The sequence below is a fragment of the Streptomyces sp. NBC_01669 genome, assembly GCF_026339735.1.
Taxonomy (GTDB): domain Bacteria; phylum Actinomycetota; class Actinomycetes; order Streptomycetales; family Streptomycetaceae; genus Streptomyces; species Streptomyces yanii.
In genome coordinates this window covers 6901976-6918983 of record NZ_JAPEQG010000001.1, presented here as the reverse complement: position 1 = coordinate 6918983, position 17008 = coordinate 6901976, and the positions used below count along the sequence as shown (strand labels likewise).

At 71.0% G+C, this 17008-nt stretch carries 15 protein-coding genes; 8 read left to right on the top strand and 7 right to left on the bottom strand.

The genetic code is table 11. The features are described from left to right. Nucleotides 1-35 precede the first annotated feature (35 nt). The 5 genes from OG972_RS30970 (at nucleotide 36) to OG972_RS30950 (ending at nucleotide 6838) form a co-directional block, all read left to right on the top strand. Entirely contained in the window at nucleotides 36-806 is a 771-nt protein-coding gene (locus OG972_RS30970) for an IclR family transcriptional regulator (RefSeq protein ID WP_266987045.1), read from the top strand. Between the two features lie 3 nt (nucleotides 807-809). Then, nucleotides 810-1289: a GNAT family N-acetyltransferase gene (locus OG972_RS30965; RefSeq protein WP_266987043.1), complete on the top strand. Its 480-nt coding sequence runs from the start codon at nucleotides 810-812 to the stop codon at nucleotides 1287-1289. A gap of 273 nt (nucleotides 1290-1562) precedes the next feature. Next, the gene (locus OG972_RS30960) at nucleotides 1563-3206 is read left to right on the top strand and encodes a transposase (protein WP_266987041.1); all 1644 of its coding nucleotides are present in this window, start codon (nucleotides 1563-1565) and stop codon (nucleotides 3204-3206) included. Between the two features lie 142 nt (nucleotides 3207-3348). Then, a complete protein-coding gene (locus tag OG972_RS30955) occupies nucleotides 3349-4800 on the top strand; it encodes a penicillin-binding protein 2 (RefSeq protein ID WP_266987039.1) in 1452 nt (483 codons plus the stop codon). A 46-nt stretch (nucleotides 4801-4846) separates the two neighbouring features. Then, nucleotides 4847-6838 carry a hypothetical protein gene (locus tag OG972_RS30950; protein WP_266987037.1) on the top strand — a complete coding sequence of 664 codons (1992 nt, stop codon included), beginning with the start codon at nucleotides 4847-4849 and terminating at the stop codon, nucleotides 6836-6838. 27 nt (nucleotides 6839-6865) lie between these two features. Here OG972_RS30950 and OG972_RS30945 read toward each other — a convergent pair whose 3' ends face one another. Then, entirely contained in the window at nucleotides 6866-8317 is a 1452-nt protein-coding gene (locus OG972_RS30945) for an NCS2 family permease (RefSeq protein ID WP_266987035.1), read from the bottom strand. Between the two features lie 216 nt (nucleotides 8318-8533). On the opposite strand from OG972_RS30945, the gene OG972_RS30940 reads away from it, so the two are divergent. Together OG972_RS30940 and OG972_RS30935 are read left to right on the top strand one after the other, a co-directional pair. Continuing rightward, entirely contained in the window at nucleotides 8534-9124 is a 591-nt protein-coding gene (locus tag OG972_RS30940) for a SigE family RNA polymerase sigma factor (RefSeq protein WP_266987033.1), read from the top strand. Continuing rightward, a complete protein-coding gene (locus OG972_RS30935; protein WP_266987031.1) occupies nucleotides 9124-9834 on the top strand; it encodes a hypothetical protein in 711 nt (236 codons plus the stop codon). The genes OG972_RS30940 and OG972_RS30935 overlap by 1 nt, the downstream gene beginning before the upstream one ends. Before the next feature lie 52 nt (nucleotides 9835-9886). On the opposite strand, the gene OG972_RS30930 is transcribed toward OG972_RS30935, so the two are convergent. Then, nucleotides 9887-11245, bottom strand: coding sequence for a S28 family serine protease (locus tag OG972_RS30930; protein WP_266987029.1), 1359 nt, complete (start codon nucleotides 11243-11245; stop codon nucleotides 9887-9889). A 191-nt stretch (nucleotides 11246-11436) separates the two neighbouring features. Here OG972_RS30930 and OG972_RS30925 point away from each other — a divergent pair, with 191 nt between their 5' ends. Beyond that, nucleotides 11437-11571 carry a hypothetical protein gene (locus tag OG972_RS30925; RefSeq protein WP_266987027.1) on the top strand — a complete coding sequence of 45 codons (135 nt, stop codon included), beginning with the start codon at nucleotides 11437-11439 and terminating at the stop codon, nucleotides 11569-11571. 147 nt (nucleotides 11572-11718) lie between these two features. Here OG972_RS30925 and OG972_RS30920 read toward each other — a convergent pair whose 3' ends face one another. The 5 genes from OG972_RS30920 to OG972_RS30900 all read right to left on the bottom strand — a co-directional run bounded on the left by OG972_RS30920 (nucleotide 11719) and on the right by OG972_RS30900 (nucleotide 16930). Then, nucleotides 11719-13062: a sugar ABC transporter substrate-binding protein gene (locus OG972_RS30920; RefSeq protein ID WP_266987025.1), complete on the bottom strand. Its 1344-nt coding sequence runs from the start codon at nucleotides 13060-13062 to the stop codon at nucleotides 11719-11721. 157 nt (nucleotides 13063-13219) lie between these two features. Beyond that, a complete protein-coding gene (locus OG972_RS30915) occupies nucleotides 13220-14791 on the bottom strand; it encodes a glycoside hydrolase 43 family protein (protein WP_266987023.1) in 1572 nt (523 codons plus the stop codon). After that, nucleotides 14788-15621, bottom strand: coding sequence for a PmoA family protein (locus OG972_RS30910; RefSeq protein ID WP_266990809.1), 834 nt, complete (start codon nucleotides 15619-15621; stop codon nucleotides 14788-14790). The genes OG972_RS30915 and OG972_RS30910 overlap by 4 nt, the downstream gene beginning before the upstream one ends. Further along, on the bottom strand, nucleotides 15615-16790 hold the full coding sequence (locus tag OG972_RS30905) for a Gfo/Idh/MocA family protein (protein WP_266987021.1): 1176 nt from the start codon (nucleotides 16788-16790) through the stop codon (nucleotides 15615-15617). The genes OG972_RS30910 and OG972_RS30905 overlap by 7 nt, the downstream gene beginning before the upstream one ends. Then, entirely contained in the window at nucleotides 16787-16930 is a 144-nt protein-coding gene (locus tag OG972_RS30900; RefSeq protein ID WP_266987019.1) for a hypothetical protein, read from the bottom strand. Before OG972_RS30900 ends, OG972_RS30905 begins: the two co-directional genes overlap by 4 nt. Nucleotides 16931-17008 lie beyond the last annotated feature (78 nt).

Sequence of the window (17008 nt, the reverse complement as noted above, 5' to 3'; positions counted from 1 at the left end):
TGTTGGCAAGAAGTGGGCTGGAAGGGGCGAGGGCGATGTCGGTTGCCGAGTCAGGTGGGGCACAGGTCAAGTCCGCGGTACGGACGGTGGAGCTGCTCGAGTACTTCGCCGGGCGTCCCGGTATGCATTCGCTGGCGTCCGTGCAGGAGGCCGTCGGCTACCCCAAGTCGAGCCTCTACATGCTGCTGCGCACCCTGGTCGAGCTGGGCTGGGTGGAGACCGACGCGACAGGGACCCGGTACGGCATCGGCGTCCGGGCGCTGCTGGTCGGCACCTCGTACATCGACGGCGACGAGGTCGTCGCGGCCGCCCGCCCGACGCTCGACCGGCTCTCCGACGACACCACGGAGACCATCCACCTCGCCCGTCTCGACGGTACGAACGTGGTCTACCTCGCCACCCGCCAGTCCCAGCACTATCTGCGCCCCTTCACCCGCGTCGGCCGCCGGCTGCCCGCCCACTCCACCTCGCTCGGCAAGGCGCTGCTGGCCACCCACAGCGACGAGCAGGTCCGAAAGATGCTGCCGGAGACACTGCCCGCACTGACCGAGCACACCCTCACCGACCGCGAGAAGCTGATCGAGGAGCTGCACCTCATCCGCGAGCAGGGGTACGCGGTGGATCGCGAGGAGAACACCCTGGGGCTGCGCTGCTTCGGCGTCGCGATCCCGTACCGCACCCCGGCGCGCGACGCGATCAGCTGCTCGGTGCCGGTCGCCCGGCTCACCCCGGCGCATGAGCAGATGGTCAAGGACGCACTGTTCGACGCGCGGGACCGGCTGACGCTCGCCACCCGCAGGCTCTGACCCGTGGGCGCGCCCGAGGTCACGCTGCGCGAGGTGCGCGACAGCGATCTGCCGCTCTTCTTCGCGTACATGTCCGATCCGGAGTCGGTCCGGACAGCCGCGTTCACCAGTGAGGACCCGGGCGACCGGCCCGCGTTCGAGGCCCACTGGGCGCGGATCCTGGACAGTCGCACCGTGGTGATGCGGACGGTGCTTGCCGACGGCGAGGTGGTGGGCAACGCCGGGGTGTACGGGTCCGAGGGCGACCGGCAGGTCACGTACTGGATCGACCGGCCGCACTGGGGCCGGGGGCTCGCGACCGCCGCGCTCCGGGCGCTGCTGGAGGCCGTACCGGAACGGCCGTTGCACGCCCGGGCGGCGGCCGACAACGCCGGTTCGGTGCGGGTGCTGCAGAAGTGCGGGTTCACCGTCACGGGCAAGGACCGGGGCTTCGCGCACGCCCGCGGCGAGCTGACCGACGAACTGCTCTTCACGCTGGACTGAGAGCTGGGTGAGGGCCGTCTCCGCCGCGCGGCAATACGTCTCCGCCCGCGACGGTCCGTCTCCGCCGTGCGACGGAGAGGGGCGGGCAGGATCGAGGTGTACGAGTCGGGGTTGCGAGCTGCTATTGGTTTGCTGAGTCGAAGTGAGTTGTGGTGAGCGGGATTGAGTCCTGCCGGTGGGTCGCGAGGGGTGGGAACGGGAGTTCTGGGGCCGAATGGGTGACCTTGGCGACTGCTGCTCGTTGGGCTGGGTGGCAGGTGTCCGGCCTTGAGAATGGGGGGTGATGTGGTGGGTGGTTTGCGGGAGTTGGCCGTGTCCCTCGTGGTGCCCGGGCCTTGCGGGGTGGCGATCCGGGACCGCCTCAAGCACCTCACGCCCCAGGACGAGAAGGTGCTGCGTGCGGTCGGTGCGCATCAAGGTGCGCTGGCCTCCCGTGATCTCAAGGCCCGCTGCGCGGACGGTCTGGAGCACAGTGCAGACACCTGGGCGGCGCGCAAGCGGGACCTGACCAGGGTGTCGTCGTCGCGGATCGCCGGGGCGATCACCAAGGCCACGCACGATCAGTGGGCACTCGCGCGCCGTTGCCAGGCGGCGCACATCCAGAAGCTGGCAGCCGGGATCAAGACATTGCGGCATCGGCTGTCCCTCCCGGTCGGGGAGAAGGGCACCAAGCGGGCCGCGGGCGGCTATCGCTCCAGGAGTGAGTGGTTCCACAAGTCCCGCCGCCTCGCGGCACTGGAGGCGCGGCACGCTGCCGCTGTCGCCGAGTGGCAGGCCGGACGGGTCCGGGTGGTGCGGGGCGGTAAACGTCTCCTGAACACCCGCCACCATCTCACCCAGGCCCAGCTCACCGAGGAGCAGTGGCGGGAACGGTGGGAGGCGGAGCGCTGGTTTCTTGCCGCTGACGGTGAGTCGGGGAAGCGGTTCGGGAACGAGACGATCCGCGTCACCCCGGACGGCGAGGTCAGCATCAAACTACCTGTACCGCTCGCGCACCTGGCCAACGCCAGGCACGGCCGGTACACCCTCACCTCCACCGTGGCGTTCGCGCACCGGGGCGCGGAGTGGGGAGACCGCATCGAAGCTCACCGGGCCGTCGCCTACCGCATCCACCTCGACGTGAACCGTGGCCGCTGGTACCTCACCGCATCCTGGCAACGCCCCGTCATCAAGACGGTCCCGCTCGCCGCCGCCCGCGCCCAGGGCATGATCGGCGTCGACACCAACGCCGACCACTTCGCCGCCTACCGGCTCGACCGGCACGGCAACCCCGTCGGCGACCCGCACCGCTTCCCCTACGACCTGACCGGCACCGCCGATCACCGCGACGCACAGATCCGCCACGCCCTGACCCGCCTGATCAACTGGGCCAAGTCTGTCGGTGTCGCCGCGATCGGCATCGAAGACCTCGACTTCACCACCGAGAAGACCCGGGAAAAACACGGCCGCAGGAAACGCTTCCGGCACCTCATCTCCGGCATCCCGACCGGCAAGCTCAAGGCCCGGCTGGTGTCCATGGCCGCCGAACAGGGGCTTGCGATCGTCGCGGTCGACCCCGCCTACACCAGCATGTGGGGTGGCCAGCACTGGCAGAAACCACTGGCCACCCCACGTCGAAAGATGTCCCGTCACGATGCCGCCGGTATCGCGATCGGGCGACGCGCCCTCGGACACCCGATCCGGCGACGGACGACACCGCCCCCACACGACCGGAGTGATCGTGCGGGGCATCGGATCGCCCAGGCCGGACCAGGTGACCGGGGGCGTGAAGGAACCCGCCCACCCGCAACGGACCGGCCCCCTGGAGGGCCGTCGCCGAGTGGGAAGCGAAAGCGGGAACCCAGCGCATCCAACACCGTTCGGGATGCGCCCAGTACGCAGCAGTGGGTCCAAGACTCACTTACGCACACTGGTTAGGAACGGTTCATCACGCCCGGCTGATCCGGGCACCGTGATCACGCCCGGCTGACCCAGGCCCCCTGACGCGCAGTATGAAGAATGAGTGAGAAGCGGCACAGACGGGAACGCGCCGGACGCCGCCGCTCGTCCCTCCAGCGGGATGAACAGAACAATCAGGCACACCTCGGTCTTCTGCCTGCTGCTGGTCCTCGCCCTGCTGGGGCGGGCGACCTGGGTGCAGGCGTACCAGGCCCAGGCACTCGCGGACAACGACCACAACCGGCGGAACACCATCGCGCAGTACGCGCAGCCGCTCGGCGACATCATCGTGGCCGGATCACCGGTCACCGGATCGGAGAGGACCCGGGGCAGCGATCTCGCGTACAAGCGCACGTACACGCAGGGCGAGCTCTATGCCGCCGTCACCGGGTACAGCTCGCAGGCGTACGGCGCCACCCAGCTCGAAGGGATCTACAGCCATGTGCTCGACGGCACGGACGACCGGCTGAAGAACCCCGTCGACGTGGTGACGGGCAAGCAGACCTCGCCCGGCAGTGTGCTGACGACGATCGACCCGGATGTGCAGAAGGCGGCGTACGAGGCGCTCGGCGGCGACAAGGGCGCGGCCGTCGCGATCGACCCCGCGACCGGGAAGATTCTGGGAATGGTCTCCACCCCCTCGTACGACCCGTCGAAGATCAGTGGGACGAACGACGGCGACGTGTGGAAGAAGCTGCTCTCCGACCCGGACAAGCCACTGGTCAACCGTGCTCTGCGGCAGCCGCTGGCGCCCGGATCGACGTTCAAGCTGGTGGTGGCGTCGGCCGCGCTGGAGAACGGTCTCTACAGCTCGGTCGACGAGCGCACGGACAGCCCCGACCCGTACACGCTGCCCGGCACCACCACCGTCCTGAGAAACGAGAGCGCGTCCGCACCCTGCGAGAACGCCACGCTGCGCACGGCGCTCCAGTACTCCTGCAACAACGTCTTCGCGAAGGCCGCCGCCGATCTCGGCCAGGACAAGGTGCGGGCGATGGCCGAGAAGTTCGGCTTCAACACAGCGAAGCTGGACGTCCCGGTGCGCGCCTCCGAGAGCCTCTACCCGTCGGGGATGGACAAGGCGCAGACGGCGCTGACAGGCATCGGCCAGTTCGAGGTCACCGCGACCCCGCTGCAGATGGCCATGGTCTCCTCGGCCCTCGCCAACGGCGGTGAGCTGGCGGCCCCGCACATGGTGTCGAAGGTGGCGGACTCCGAGGGCAACACCCTGCAGGAGTTCGCGGACGGCGACACGAAGCGGGTCGTCTCCGCCTCGACCGCCGAGCAGCTGCGCAGCGCGATGGTCACCGTCGTCGAGCAGGGCACCGGCACCAACGCCCGGATCGACGGGGCGGAGGTCGGCGGCAAGACGGGCACCGCGCAGAACGGCGTGGGCAACAGCAACACGCCGTACGCCTGGTTCACCTCGTACGCGAAGTCGGCGTCCACCGGCAAGGAGGTCGCGGTCGCCGTGGTCGTGGAGGACTCGGGCTCGGCCCGCTCGGAGGTCAGCGGCAACGGCCTGGCGGCGCCGATCGCGCAGAAGATGATGAAGGCGGCGCTCCAGGGGTGAGAAAACCGGGCGCGGAGGGCCGGCCGCGGCTGTCAAAATCGGGATCATGACCTCCGCGCCTTCTGACCCCCGCACGCTCGACGGACTGGACCGGACCGACTGGGCCGCGCTGGAGCATGTGTACGGCTCCGCGGTCGAGGTGCCGGGCTGGGTGCGCGACGTGTACGCGCCGGAGCGTGCGGATGACGCGGTGGAGGGGATGCTCACCTCCGTCTACCACCAGGGCGGTCAGATCTGTTCGGCCGCGCCGCCGCTGCTGCCGTATCTGGTGGCGCTGGCCGCCGACCCGGTGGTGACGGTCCGCGAGGAACTGCTGCAGCTCGTCGGCAGTCTGGCCCGGGTCGGCTGCTGGGAGGCGGAGCGCCGGTTCGTCGACGCCGGCTGGTCCGCGGCGTGGACCGGGGCGCTGCCCGTGCTGCTCACGCTGCTGGACGACTCCGATCCGGGGGTGCGCCGGGCAGTTGCCCAGCCGCTGTCGCATGCCGCCGGGGAGGCGGAGGCGGTGAGCGAGGCGCTGTGGGCGCGGTCGGACGCGGAGCCGAACGGGGAGGTGCGGTCAAAGCTCGTCGAGGCGGCCGGGAAGCTGCTGCTGCGGGCGCCCGGACTGACCTCCACCCGCGACCGGTTGCGGGACATCGCCGGTCAGGGTTCCCCGGCTGAGCGGCTCGCGGCGGTCACCGCGCTGCGACGGGCCCTCCCGGAGCAGCGGGACCCGGAACATCTGGAGACGGTCGTATCGGTCCTGCGGGATGCCCGGTTCGGCGAACGGGGGCAGAACGAGTGGGGGTTCCGGAACGCGGCGGCGCTGGTGCCGTGGACGGCCGCGGCGTTCGGACCGGACCGCGACGTCCGTACGGAACTGTCCCTGCGGCTCCTCGGCCACCCGCAGGCGGGGCATCGCACGGGAGCGCTGCGGACCGCCGCCGAGGTGCTCAGCACTTGGCGCTCCCCCGTACCCGTGCTGCTGCCCGCTGTCGCAGGACTGCTCACCGACGCCGAGCCGGAGAACCGGCAGTTCGCCGCGCGGGTACTCGGCATGTGCGGCGAGGCCGCCCGGCCGTGGGCCGACGGTCTGGCAGCCCTGTGCACGGGCGACGAGGTGTACGCGGATGCGCAGGACACCGCGGTCTGGGCGCTCGCCCGGCTCGGCGACCGGCGCTGTCTGGGTCCCGTGGTGGACCGGCTGTCCGGGGGCCGGCTCGGCTTCGCCCTGCATCAGTCGCACGCCGACGGCTGGTGGATGTACCGACTGGCGCTGCTGGACACCCTCGCGCCGCTGGCCGGGTGCGCCGACGAGCTGCTGGATCCGCTGCGGCGTCGGCTCGCGGCGGCGACGCTCAAGGACGAACGGCGGGCCCTGTGCCAGGTGTTGACGGCCTGGGGCCGAGCAGCCGCGCCCGCTGTCCCCGAGCTGCTGTCACTGCTGGACACCGATGCGGCGGTCTGGGCGCTCGACGCCCTCGCCGCGATCGGTCCGGTGGCGGCCGACGCCGTCCCGCGCCCTCGTCTGCGGGCGCTGATCGACGCACCGGCGGAGGATTTCGCCGTATCGCGGCTGCGGGTGGCGTACTGGCGGCTGACCGGCGATCCGCAACCCGCGCTCGATGTGCTGCTGCCGGCGTTCGACGCCCGCTGGGGCCGCGAGGAGGTGGTGGGCTTCCTCGGCGAACTGGGCCCGTCCGCGGCGCCGTACGCCGAGCGGATACGGGCCCTGCTTCCCGAGCACAAGGAGGGCTGGCTTCCGCTGAGGTGCGGCTACGCCCTGTGGCAGATCACCGGTGGGAGCAGTGAGGCGGTACCCGCTCTGCTCGGGCTGCTGAGCCCGCTGCAGGAGGGCAGATACGCCTACCGGGCGACGATCACGGCCGTCCACCGCCTCGCCGAGATCGGCCCGCCCGCCGCCGCGGCGGCCCCGGCCCTGCGTGCCGTGCTGGCCGCCGATGAACGCCCGGTCCGGCACGGCGGCTGGGAATCCGTGCCGGAGGACGACGAGCTGTGCGGGGCGGCGCGGGCCGCGTTGCGCGCGTTCGGGACCTGACCGGCCCGGACCGCCCCGCCGACGCGGCTACTTCACGCCGAGCAGCTGCTCGATCGGGTCGATCGCGAAGTAGACCGCGAACAGTACCGAGGCTCCCCAGAGCAGCCAGTGCACTTCGCGCGCCTTGCCGAGGACGGTCTTGATGACCACGTACGCGAGGAAGCCCGCCCCGATGCCGTTGGTGATCGAGTACGTGAAGGGCATCACGGCGATCGTGAGGAAGGCCGGGATGGCGATCTCGTACCGCTCCCAGTCGATGTGCCGGACCTGAGCCATCAGCAGGAAGCCGACAGCGATCAGGGCGGGGGCGGCGGCCTGGGCGGGGACGACCGTGGCGAGCGGGGTGAGGAACAGGGCGACGGCGAACAGCGCACCGGTCACCAGCGAGGCGAAGCCGGTGCGGGCGCCCTCGCCGACGCCGGCCGCGGACTCGATGTACGACGTGTTGGAGGACGCCGAGGCCGCGCCGCCCGCCACGGCGGCGGCGCCGTCGATCAGCAGGACCCGGCCGAGGTTCGGGACCTTGCCCTGCTCGTCGAGGAGTCCGGCCTCGTTGGAGACACCGACGACCGTGCCCATCGTGTCGAAGAAGTCGCTGAGGATCAGGGTGAAGACCAGCAGGACGATGGTGACGACGCCGACCTGCTGGAACGCCCCGAAAAGGCTGAAGGCGCCGATGAGACCGAAGTCCGGGGCGGCCACGATGTCGTCGGGGACGGCCGGCACGGTCAGACCCCAGGCGGCCGGGGCGATGTCCGCGATCTCGTTGATGACGATCGCGACGATGGTCATCACGACGATGCTGATGAGGATGGCGCCCTTCACCTTCCGGGCGAGCAGCGCGACGGTCAGCAGCACACCGAGGCAGAAGACCAGAACCGGCCAGCCGGAGAGCTGCCCGGTGGCGCCGAGCTGGACGGGTACGGAACCGGTGTCGCCGGGGATGCGGGTGGCGAAGCCCGCGTCGATGAAGCCGATGAACGCGATGAAGAGCCCGATGCCGACGCTGATCGCCTGCTTGAGGGCGGACGGAATGGCCCGCATGACGGCCTCGCGCAGCCCGGTGACGACCAGGGCGCAGATCAGCAGACCTTCGAGGACGATCAGCCCCATCGCGTCGGGCCAGCTCATCAATGGTGCGATCTGGAAGGCGACGACGGCGTTGAGGCCGAGTCCGGCGGCGATGGCGAGCGGCAGATTGCCGCCGAGCCCCATGATCGCGGTCATCACGGCGGCCACCAGAGCGGTGGCGGTGACGAGCTGGGGACCGGAGAGATGGGCGCCGAACTTGTCCTCGGCCGAGCCGAGAATGATCGGGTTGAGGACCAGGATGTAGGCCATGGTGAAGAAGGTGGCGAAACCGCCGCGTATCTCGCGTCCGAAGGTCGAGCCGCGGTCACTGATGGCGAAGTAACGGTCGACGGCATTGCGTTGCACGGTGCTGTCCACGGCATCGCGTTGCAGGGTGCTGTCCGGCATGGGTGCTCCTGGGTGGGTGAAAGTCCCTCGGTGGGTAGCTGGATTGTTCCTTCGGACACAGGGTCTTCAGGTTTTCGCCGTGTTACGCCTTACGTGGATCGCGCACCCGCGTCGAAGCGCTTCCGGGATGCGCTGATACGCTCTCGCCCCGCCCGCATTCCGCGGGTGGGAACGGGAACCGTACACAGTCGGACCACGCGCGTCACAGGGATTCGAGTGCAGAGAGAGGTACCCGCGGGCACGGTCGTCGACGATGCCGCTGCCGCCGAGTTCCATGAGTTCTTCGAGGCCCATTACGCCGAACTCGCCCGGCTCGCCCATCTGCTCACCGGCGAGGCCGACGCCGCGGACGATCTGGCTGCCGATGCTCTGCTGGCCCTCTGGCACCGCTGGGACCGGGTGAGGAACGCCGACCATCCCGTCGCGTACGCGCGCGGCGTCGTCGCCAACCTCGCCCGTACCCGGATCCGCAGCGCGGTGCGCGAGCGGCGCAGGATCGCCCTGTTCTGGGCGCCGCGCGGGGCCGGGGACGGGTGCGCGGTCGACGATCCCGATGTGTCGGTGGTCGTCGATGTCCAGGGGGCGCTGCGCAGGCTGCCGTTCCGCAAGCGGGCGTGCGTGGTGCTGCGGCACGCCTTCGACCTGTCGGAGCGGGACACCTCTCTGGTGCTCGGGATATCCGTGGGCACGGTGAAGAGCCAGACCTCGCGCGCCGTCGCGGAGCTGCAGCGGCTGCTCGGTCCCGATACGCCCGCCGCGCAGGTACGGGTGGCCGTCGCGGCGCAGCGCAGCGGAGGAAGACACTGATGGACGACGAGCTGCGTGAGCGGCTGCGTACGGCTGCCGAGGCGCACCGCCCCGACCGGGAGCGGATGCTGGCACGGATCGAGCGCGGAATGACGGACACGCCGTCCGCCCGTACGCCGCGGGCGCCGCGCGGGGCGATGCCGTGGCTGCGGGTCGCCGGGGCGATGGCGGCGGTCTGCGCGGTACTGGCCGCAGGGGCCTACGCGGTCACGTCGGCGGGCGGTGGGGACCCGCGCGGAAAGCAGGTGGTGGGCCCGCCCGCCTCGCCCGCTCCGGCGTCGAAACCGCCGGCCCGGGGCGGCGCACTGCCCACCGAGGACGGACCGCTCCGGGTCGACGGCGCCGTCGACCCGCACAGCAACAGGTACTGGGCCCAGAGCAATGTGACGCTGCAGACGCAGCAGCCGCTCTCCGGCCTCACCGTCGAGCTGCGGATCGCGCTCACCGGCGGGGTGAACACGACCGGTTCCTGGCGCTCCCTGCCGGAGCAGGACTTCGTCGCCTCCGCGCAGGAGAAGGGCGATTTCCTCGTCTACCGCTGGACGCTGAAGCCGGGCCGGACGGTGCCGGTCGGCACGCACACGTTCGCCGGGCAGTACAACCACGCGGAGGGCGACCGGGACACCCGGGGCGACGACGTGACGGCGCGCGCCGTCCGTACGACGGGCCAACCGGCCTCTGTGCGCGACGACTTCGGCCCGTCGCACTAACGACCTGATCCACTCTCTGTCGTGCACCCGATCGTCCGCGGTGGGTGGGTCGTCACTGGCCCGCCCACCGTTTCACGGTCGCCTCCGCCGCGGCCCGGTCCGCGGGCTTCAGCTTGGAGATCAGGGCGCCGTGGTTGCTGTTCGGTGCCTCGAAGAGCATGGAGTCGTGCTTGCTCGGCTCGAACCGCTCGGCGCTCCACGGGTCGTTCTGTCCGTAGACGAACATCATCCGCTCGCCGCGGGTGGCGACCCAGCGGTCGACGTCCTTGATGGTGCGCCCGTCGTACCCGACCCGCATGTCCGCGGGCAGCACCGAGTTGGGCTGGTAGATGCCGGGGTAGTGGCGGACGTCGGCCAGATGCTTGAACTTGAGGTCGGCCCAGCCCAGTTGGGCGGCGGCCTGCCGGTAGTACGGTCCGCTGCCCTCGGCGCCGTTGCCCTGGTCGGCGTACGGGCTCAGTCCGTGCCCCAGCGACCAGGTGTACAGCTCGTCATCGGTGGCGGTCCTCGCGTCGGGGATGGCCGGGCAGTCGGCGTACGTACCGCTCTGCCAGAAGTTCCACACCTGGTCCAGTACGGAGAACTTGTAGGCCCGGTCGGCCGATCCGAGGTACTGGAAGGTGAGGCCCTGCTCCTCGGCGGTGGCCTCGAAGCGGGGCAGCATCCGATCCCGCCGGACCAGCATCTCGCGCTGCACGGCGTTCAGGGCGGCCCGGCATTCAGGGGTGCCGACGGTCCGGAAGAACTTCTCGTAGCCGCTGTCGTCGTTGTTGGCGGCGTCGTCCGGTGCGACGTACGCGACGACGGCGTCCAGGTCGTCCGGGTAGAAGCGCTCGTGGTAGACCTGCGTCATCCCGCCCTTCGACGCGCCCGTGCCCAGCCACTTGGCCCCGTAGATCGTCTTGAGGGCCTGGACGACGGCATGTTCGTCACTCGCCTCCTGCTGGACGTTCAGGTCGTTCCAGTCGACCGTCGCGGGGCGGGACCGGCTGAAGTAGCGGTGCTCGATACTGACCTGGTTGGCGCCGAGAAGCGTGGTGATCTCGCGGGTGGAGCTGGAGAGCGAGTAGCCGCCGGTGTAGAGGACCATCGGCGCGGTCACGGACTTGTGCCAGAGCGTGAGGCGCTGCTCGAACGTGCCGCGCTCAGGGTGCTGGTGGTCGATCGGCTGGGTCAGCGTGAGGGTGTAGTAGGGGAATCCCTCCTTGATGGTCTGCGAGACGACGGTGAGCCCCGGTATCCGGTCCAGTCGTTCGCGCACGTCGGTGGCCGGCGCGGTCGCCTCGGCGGCGGAGGAGGTGGGGCCGGCGGACGGGACGGGAGCGGCGGCGGTCGCGGCCGTGCCGGTGAGCAGGCTGGTGGCGGCGACGAGCCCGGTGCAGAACAGGGCGGGAAGCAGTGGGTGACGCAACGCGGGATCCCCTCGGACGGGTGTGGTGCGATGGACACGACGGCGGCATAGTAACCGCTTGCCGCAGCCATGTGACCGCTCCGCACCGAGGGGATCCGTGGGCCGGCGGACGAGCAACGGCTGTCGTTCCGACGGCTTGTTGACGATCCGTCGGTCAGCAGCCCTTGCCCGCTCCGGCGCCGGGGTCGACGATGCCCGGTACGGCGTGCGGGTTGTCGATCCGGGTGCGCAGGGTCGGGGTCCAGCCGGCGCCCGAGGTGAGCTGCTCGGCGGGCGAGGGTGAGGGCCTGCAGGTCGAGCAGGGGTACGTGCGCCTCGGCGGCTAGTGCCCCTCCCGGCAAGCTTTGCCGGTCACGGCACTAGTTCCCGCATCGCGGCGGGGTCGTCGGGAGGGACCGGCGGCGGGGCGCGACCCGGACCGCCGCCGGCCTCCGGTCACCGGGGTGTCGGCCGTGACGTGACGGACGTCCGTGTCAGCTCTTGTTCTGGTCCTTCCACTCCGCCTGGGCCTTGTTCAGCTCGTCGGCCATCTTGTCCAGGAAGGCCCTCGCGGTGGTCTTGCCGAGGAGCACCTTCTGGAACTCGGGCTCGTTGTCGGCCTTGCTGATGGTGTTCCAGTCCGGCAGGTAGTACGGGAGCTGGACGATGCTGGTGGAACCGTCGGTGAGGGCCTGGGCCGCGAGCTTGGTCGGCTCCGCCTTGGAGATCCAGGCGTCCTGGGCGGCCTCCGTGTTGGCCGGGATAAGGCCCGCCGTCTCGTTGAACTTCGAGTTCGCCTCGTGGGAGGCGGCGAACTCGATGAACTTCCAGGCGGCCTCCTTGTTCTTGGAGCTCTTGAACAGGCCGAGGCCGTCGACCGGGTTGGAGACCTGCACCCGCTTGCCGCCGGGGCCGGTGGGCTGCGGAATACCGCGGAACTTGTCGGTACTCAGCGCCTTCACGTGGTCCTGGTAGGAGCCCAGGTTGTGGTTCAGCATGCCGATGGTGCCGGAGTCCCACTGGGCGACCATCTTGATGAAGTCGTTGTTGAGGTCGGCGGACGGGGTGACCTTCTTGAAGAGGCCCGCGTACTTCTCCAGCGCCTGGACGTTCTTCGGGTCGTTGAGCGTGGTCTTCTCTCCGCTCGGGTCCCAGAAGGACGTGATGCCGGACTGCCCGTACATCGCGTCCATCGCCTGCGCGATGGATCCGGCGCCGCCGCGGATGGTGTAGCCGAACTCGTTCTTCTTGGCCGCGGTGAGCTTGTCGGCCGCCGCGTAGAACGTGTCCCAGGTGGTCGGCTCGGCCAGGTTCGCCTTCTTGAACAGGTCGGTGCGGTAGTACAGGACGCCGTTGTTGGCGGAGATCGGGACGTTGTACATGTGCTCGTCGGAGCCGCCGGCCGCCTTCACCGACTCGACCATGCTCTTGTTCAGCTTGCCGTCGAGGGAGGACTTCGCGGCCCGGTCCTCCAGCGGCTCCAGCGCGTTCTGGGCGGCGATCCCGGCGAGCATCGCTGCGCCGACGCCGCCGACGTCCGGCAGGCCGCCGCCCTGGATGGCGTTGTCGTACTTGGACTGGGCCTCGGGGGCGGCCACGCCGACGTACTGGACGTCGATCTCCGGGTACTTCTTCTCGAAGTCGGCGATGACCTGCTTCCAGATGTCGGTGCGGACACCGCCGTTGTTGTCCCAGAAGACGATCTTGCCCTTGCCGCTTCCTTCGTCGCCGGAGCTGCTGCTGCCGTCGTCACCGCAGGCGGTGGCGGTCAGGGCGAGCACCGCCGCGAGGGACACGGCTGCTGCGGCACGCCCCCGCTGCGTCGTGGAGATGTTCATGTCGGCTCTTCTCTCTGGTTTCTGTCGGTGCTGCGCATGCGTGGGGGTTCAGTGGTGGGCACCCTGCCGGGCCCGGCCGTCCTCGCCGCTGAGGCAGTCGGACACCTGTGGTGGGCGGCGTCTGCGGCGGACATCTCTGGTCGGTCGGGGGTGCGGGTCAGGCGGTGATACGGAAGTCGGTGAAGTCGGCCGTCCCGGCGGGCCCCGCCCCGGTCGGTGCGGTGGCGAAGAGTCCGAGCAGTGCGCCGACCCAGCGCCACGGGGCCGCGGCGAAGGGCTGGCCCGAGGACCGGAACCCGGCCCCGTCGCCGGTGTCGGCAAAGAAGTGGCAGCGGGCGCCCGCGGTGACCTCGATGCGGAGCCGGGCGCGACCTTCGGGTGCCGGGCGGCTGTGTTCGGCGTCCCGTTCGTGTTCGGCCACGCTCTCGGCGTACCGGTGCACGAGCCGTATCCCACCGTCCTCGGCGCGTTCGAGACCGATCCAGCTGAACGCGTCGCCGAGCACGGCGAGCCCCGCCTTGGCCCCCGCCTCCCGGCTGCCGAGGGTGATCCCGACCTCGGTGGTGAAGGTCTCGGCGGGCAGCCGCTGGACCAGGACGTTGGGCAGCGCGCGCAGATCGTGCGCGTACGCCGTCCGTACGCAGCTGAGCCGCAGCCCGTCCCCGGCGTGCTCGACCGTCCAGCCGGGCCGGTGGTTCGCCGTCCACTGCCACTGCCTGCCGTACCGCCCGCCGGGGAAGCCGTCGCTGGACGCGGGGGCTTCGGCGGGCTGCTCGGGGGCGACGGGTTTGGGGTGGACGGAGACGGGTTCGCCGTGGTCGCCGAGGACCGGCCAGCCTCCCCCACTCTCGGCTCCGCTCGAGCGGGAGGTGCCCCCTCCGTCCCACCGCATCGGCTGGAGATGGACGACTCGCCCGTACGCCCCGCGCTCCTGGAAGTGCAGGAACCAGTCGTGCCCTGCCGTGGTTCGAACCCAGCCGCCCTGGTGCGGCCCGTTGACCGAGGTGCGGCCCTGGGCGAGGACGACACGTTCCTCGTACGGTCCGAAGAAGTCCCGTGACCGGAATGCCCCCTGCCACCCGGTCGTCACCCCACCGGCCGGGGCGAAGATCCAGAACTCGCCGTCGTGCCGGTAGAGCTTGGGGCCTTCGAGGGTGAACCAGCCCGGGATCCGGTCCGCGTCGATCAGGGTCTTGCCCTCGTCGAGGAGTTCGCGTCCGTCGGGGCTCATCCGGTGGCCGGTGATGCGGTTCTTGATGCCGGAGCGGGACTTCGCCCAGGCGTGCACGAGGTAGGCCTCGCCGGTCTCCTCGTCCCACAGCGGGCAGGCGTCGATCAGCCCCTTTCCCGCCTTGACGAGATGCGGGGCGCTCCACGGCCCGCGGACGGACTCGGCGTTGATCTGCTGGATGCCGTGGTCCGGGTCGCCCCAGAAGATCCAGAACCGGCCGGCGTGGTGCCGGAGGGACGGCGCCCACACACCGCAGTCGTGGCGTGGCACGGCGAAGTCGGCGGCGGGTTCGAGGCGGTCGAGTGCGTGGCCGACGAGCGTCCAATTGACCAGGTCGCGGGAGTGCAGCAGCGGCAGTCCCGGGACCCGGCCGAAGCTGGACGCGGTGAGGTAGTAGTCGTCGCCGACCCGGACGACGTCGGGGTCGGACCAGTCGGCGTTCAGGACGGGGTTGCGGTAGGTGCCGTCGCCGAGGTCGGCGGTCCAGGGGCGGCTCACGCGGTCACCGCCCGGCGGACGTACGCGGCCGCCGTCGCCCGGTCGAGCCGGCCGTCGGCGATGACGGTGACGACGCGGCGTACCACGGTGGCACCGGCCGGGACGGGCAGCCGCTCGGCGGCTGCGAGGGAGGAGCCGACGCCCGGGTACTGGGTGGTCCGCACGAACCACGGGTCACGCCGGGTCTCGTCGGTCGCTCCGGCGAAGACAAGGGTCCAGCCGTCGCCCGCCATGGCCACCCAGTCGGCGACCCGCCCGTGGACCGCTTCCTCGCCGTCGCCGAATCCGCTGAACACGGCGGGCACGGCGGGTTCCTTCGGGGCGCGCCAGAAGAAGCCGCCGTATCCGGCGCCGGGGCGGCCGTTGGTGGCGGGGCTGCCGATGGAGAGGTCGTCGGTGCCGCGGTTGGTGAGCGAGAAGGAGAAGTCCAGCGCCCAGGCGGTGTCGGAGAGTTCGGCTGCGGCGACGGTGCGGTGCTCGCGCAGCAGCTCGGTGTGGTCCGCCTCCCAGCTGAGCTCCTCGACGAAGCCGTCCGGGTCGCGGAGCTTCCAGCCGAGGTGGCGCTGGACCCCGTGGTTGTCGAGCGCGGTGGGGCCCTGGTCGCGGACGAAGGTGCGGCCGCCCCAGAAGTTGTGCCCGGCGACGTCCGGGACGGCGACGGAGGTGCCCAGGTGGTGGAGGTGGTCGGCGGGGTGCTCCTCGGTGACCGGGACGCCCGCGAGGGTGGTGACCGGGTGGAAGTAGGGGCGGCCCTCGGGCGCGGGGAGATAGGTGTACCGGCCGACGGGGCGTCCGGCGCAGCTGAGGAGTGCGGATGTGGGGGTCACGATGAACTCACCTCGGTGGGGAGCGCCCAGGGGACGCCGAGTTCGGAGAAGAGCATGAGGGTGTCGGCGCCCGCCGCGACCAGGGCGTCGATGCCGCGGACCACCCGGCGCGCTCCGGTGGAGGCGGTCGCCGGCTCGGTGTGCCAGGCGTCGGAGGGCAGCGCGACGGGCTCCGGGGCGGTCCGTACGGCTTCGACGACCCGCATGAAGGCCCCGGTGCGGTGCGGGGGTACGAGGAGTTCGGCGCGGCCCGCGAGGTGTTCGACGAGGTTCTCCAGGAGGTCGGTCCGCCCGTGCACGGCCTCCTCGGGGCCGTGTCCGGCGCGCTGGACGAGGACCCGGTCCTGCTTGTACCAGAAGGTGATCCGGCCGCGGTCGCCGTGGACGATGACGTACGGTTCCCCGGCCTGTTCGGCGCAGAGGGTGACGGACGCGGTGACCGGCAGCCCGCCGGTGGTGGTGATGCGGACGGATGACGTGTCGTCGGCCTCGATGTCGTGGGCGCGGAACAGCTCGGCTTCGATGACCGCCACGTCGTCGGCGGTCCCCGCGCCGGCGAGTTCGAGTGCGGTGGCGACGGCGTGCGCGAGGGGGTTGGTGAGGACACCGTCGACGACGTCGACCGTGTCGATCCTGCGCCGCCCCGCCCAGGGGGCCCGCCGGTAGTAGGCGTCGTCGCGGACCCAGGCGCCCGCGGCGCCGATGCCCAGCACCGTCCCGAGGGTGCCGGAGCCCACGACTTCGCGGATGGCGGGGACGGCGTGCGAGCCGAAGGACTGGAAGCCGACCTGACAGGCGATGCCGGCCGACCGCACGCCGGTGAGCATCCGCTCGAAGTCGGCGTACGTCGCGGCGGGCGGCTTCTCCAGCAGGAGGTGGACGGAGCGGGCGGCGGCGGCCAGGGCCAGTTCGGTGTGGGTCTGGATCGGGGTGCAGATGACGGCGGCGCGGGCGCCGGTGGAGTCGAGGAGCTCCCCGAAGTCGGACGACTGGACGGGAAGTTCACCGGCGAAGGGGGCGAGTTCGTCCTCGGTCAGCGGATTCAGTTCGCAGATGCCGACGAGACGGACGAGGCCTTTGTGCTGCAGGCGGCGGATGTTGGCGAGATGCCAGCGTCCGTGACCGCGCGCGCCGGCGAGGACGAGCGGGACGGGCGTCGGGGTCGTGCTCATCCGGCCCTCCCCGCTCCGGCTCCGCGGGCCACGTCGGCGGCGGCCAGGATCTCGCGGCCGAGGTCCCGGGCGGCGGCTGCCGGAGCTCCGGCACCGATGGCGGGCAGCGTCGCGGCCTGCGCTCCAGGCTGCAGGGTCACACAGTCTGCGAGCGGCGCGGCAGCAGCCACGGAATGCCGTACGAGTCGCTTACGTGCAGGCGGTGTTGAGGGAGTTGT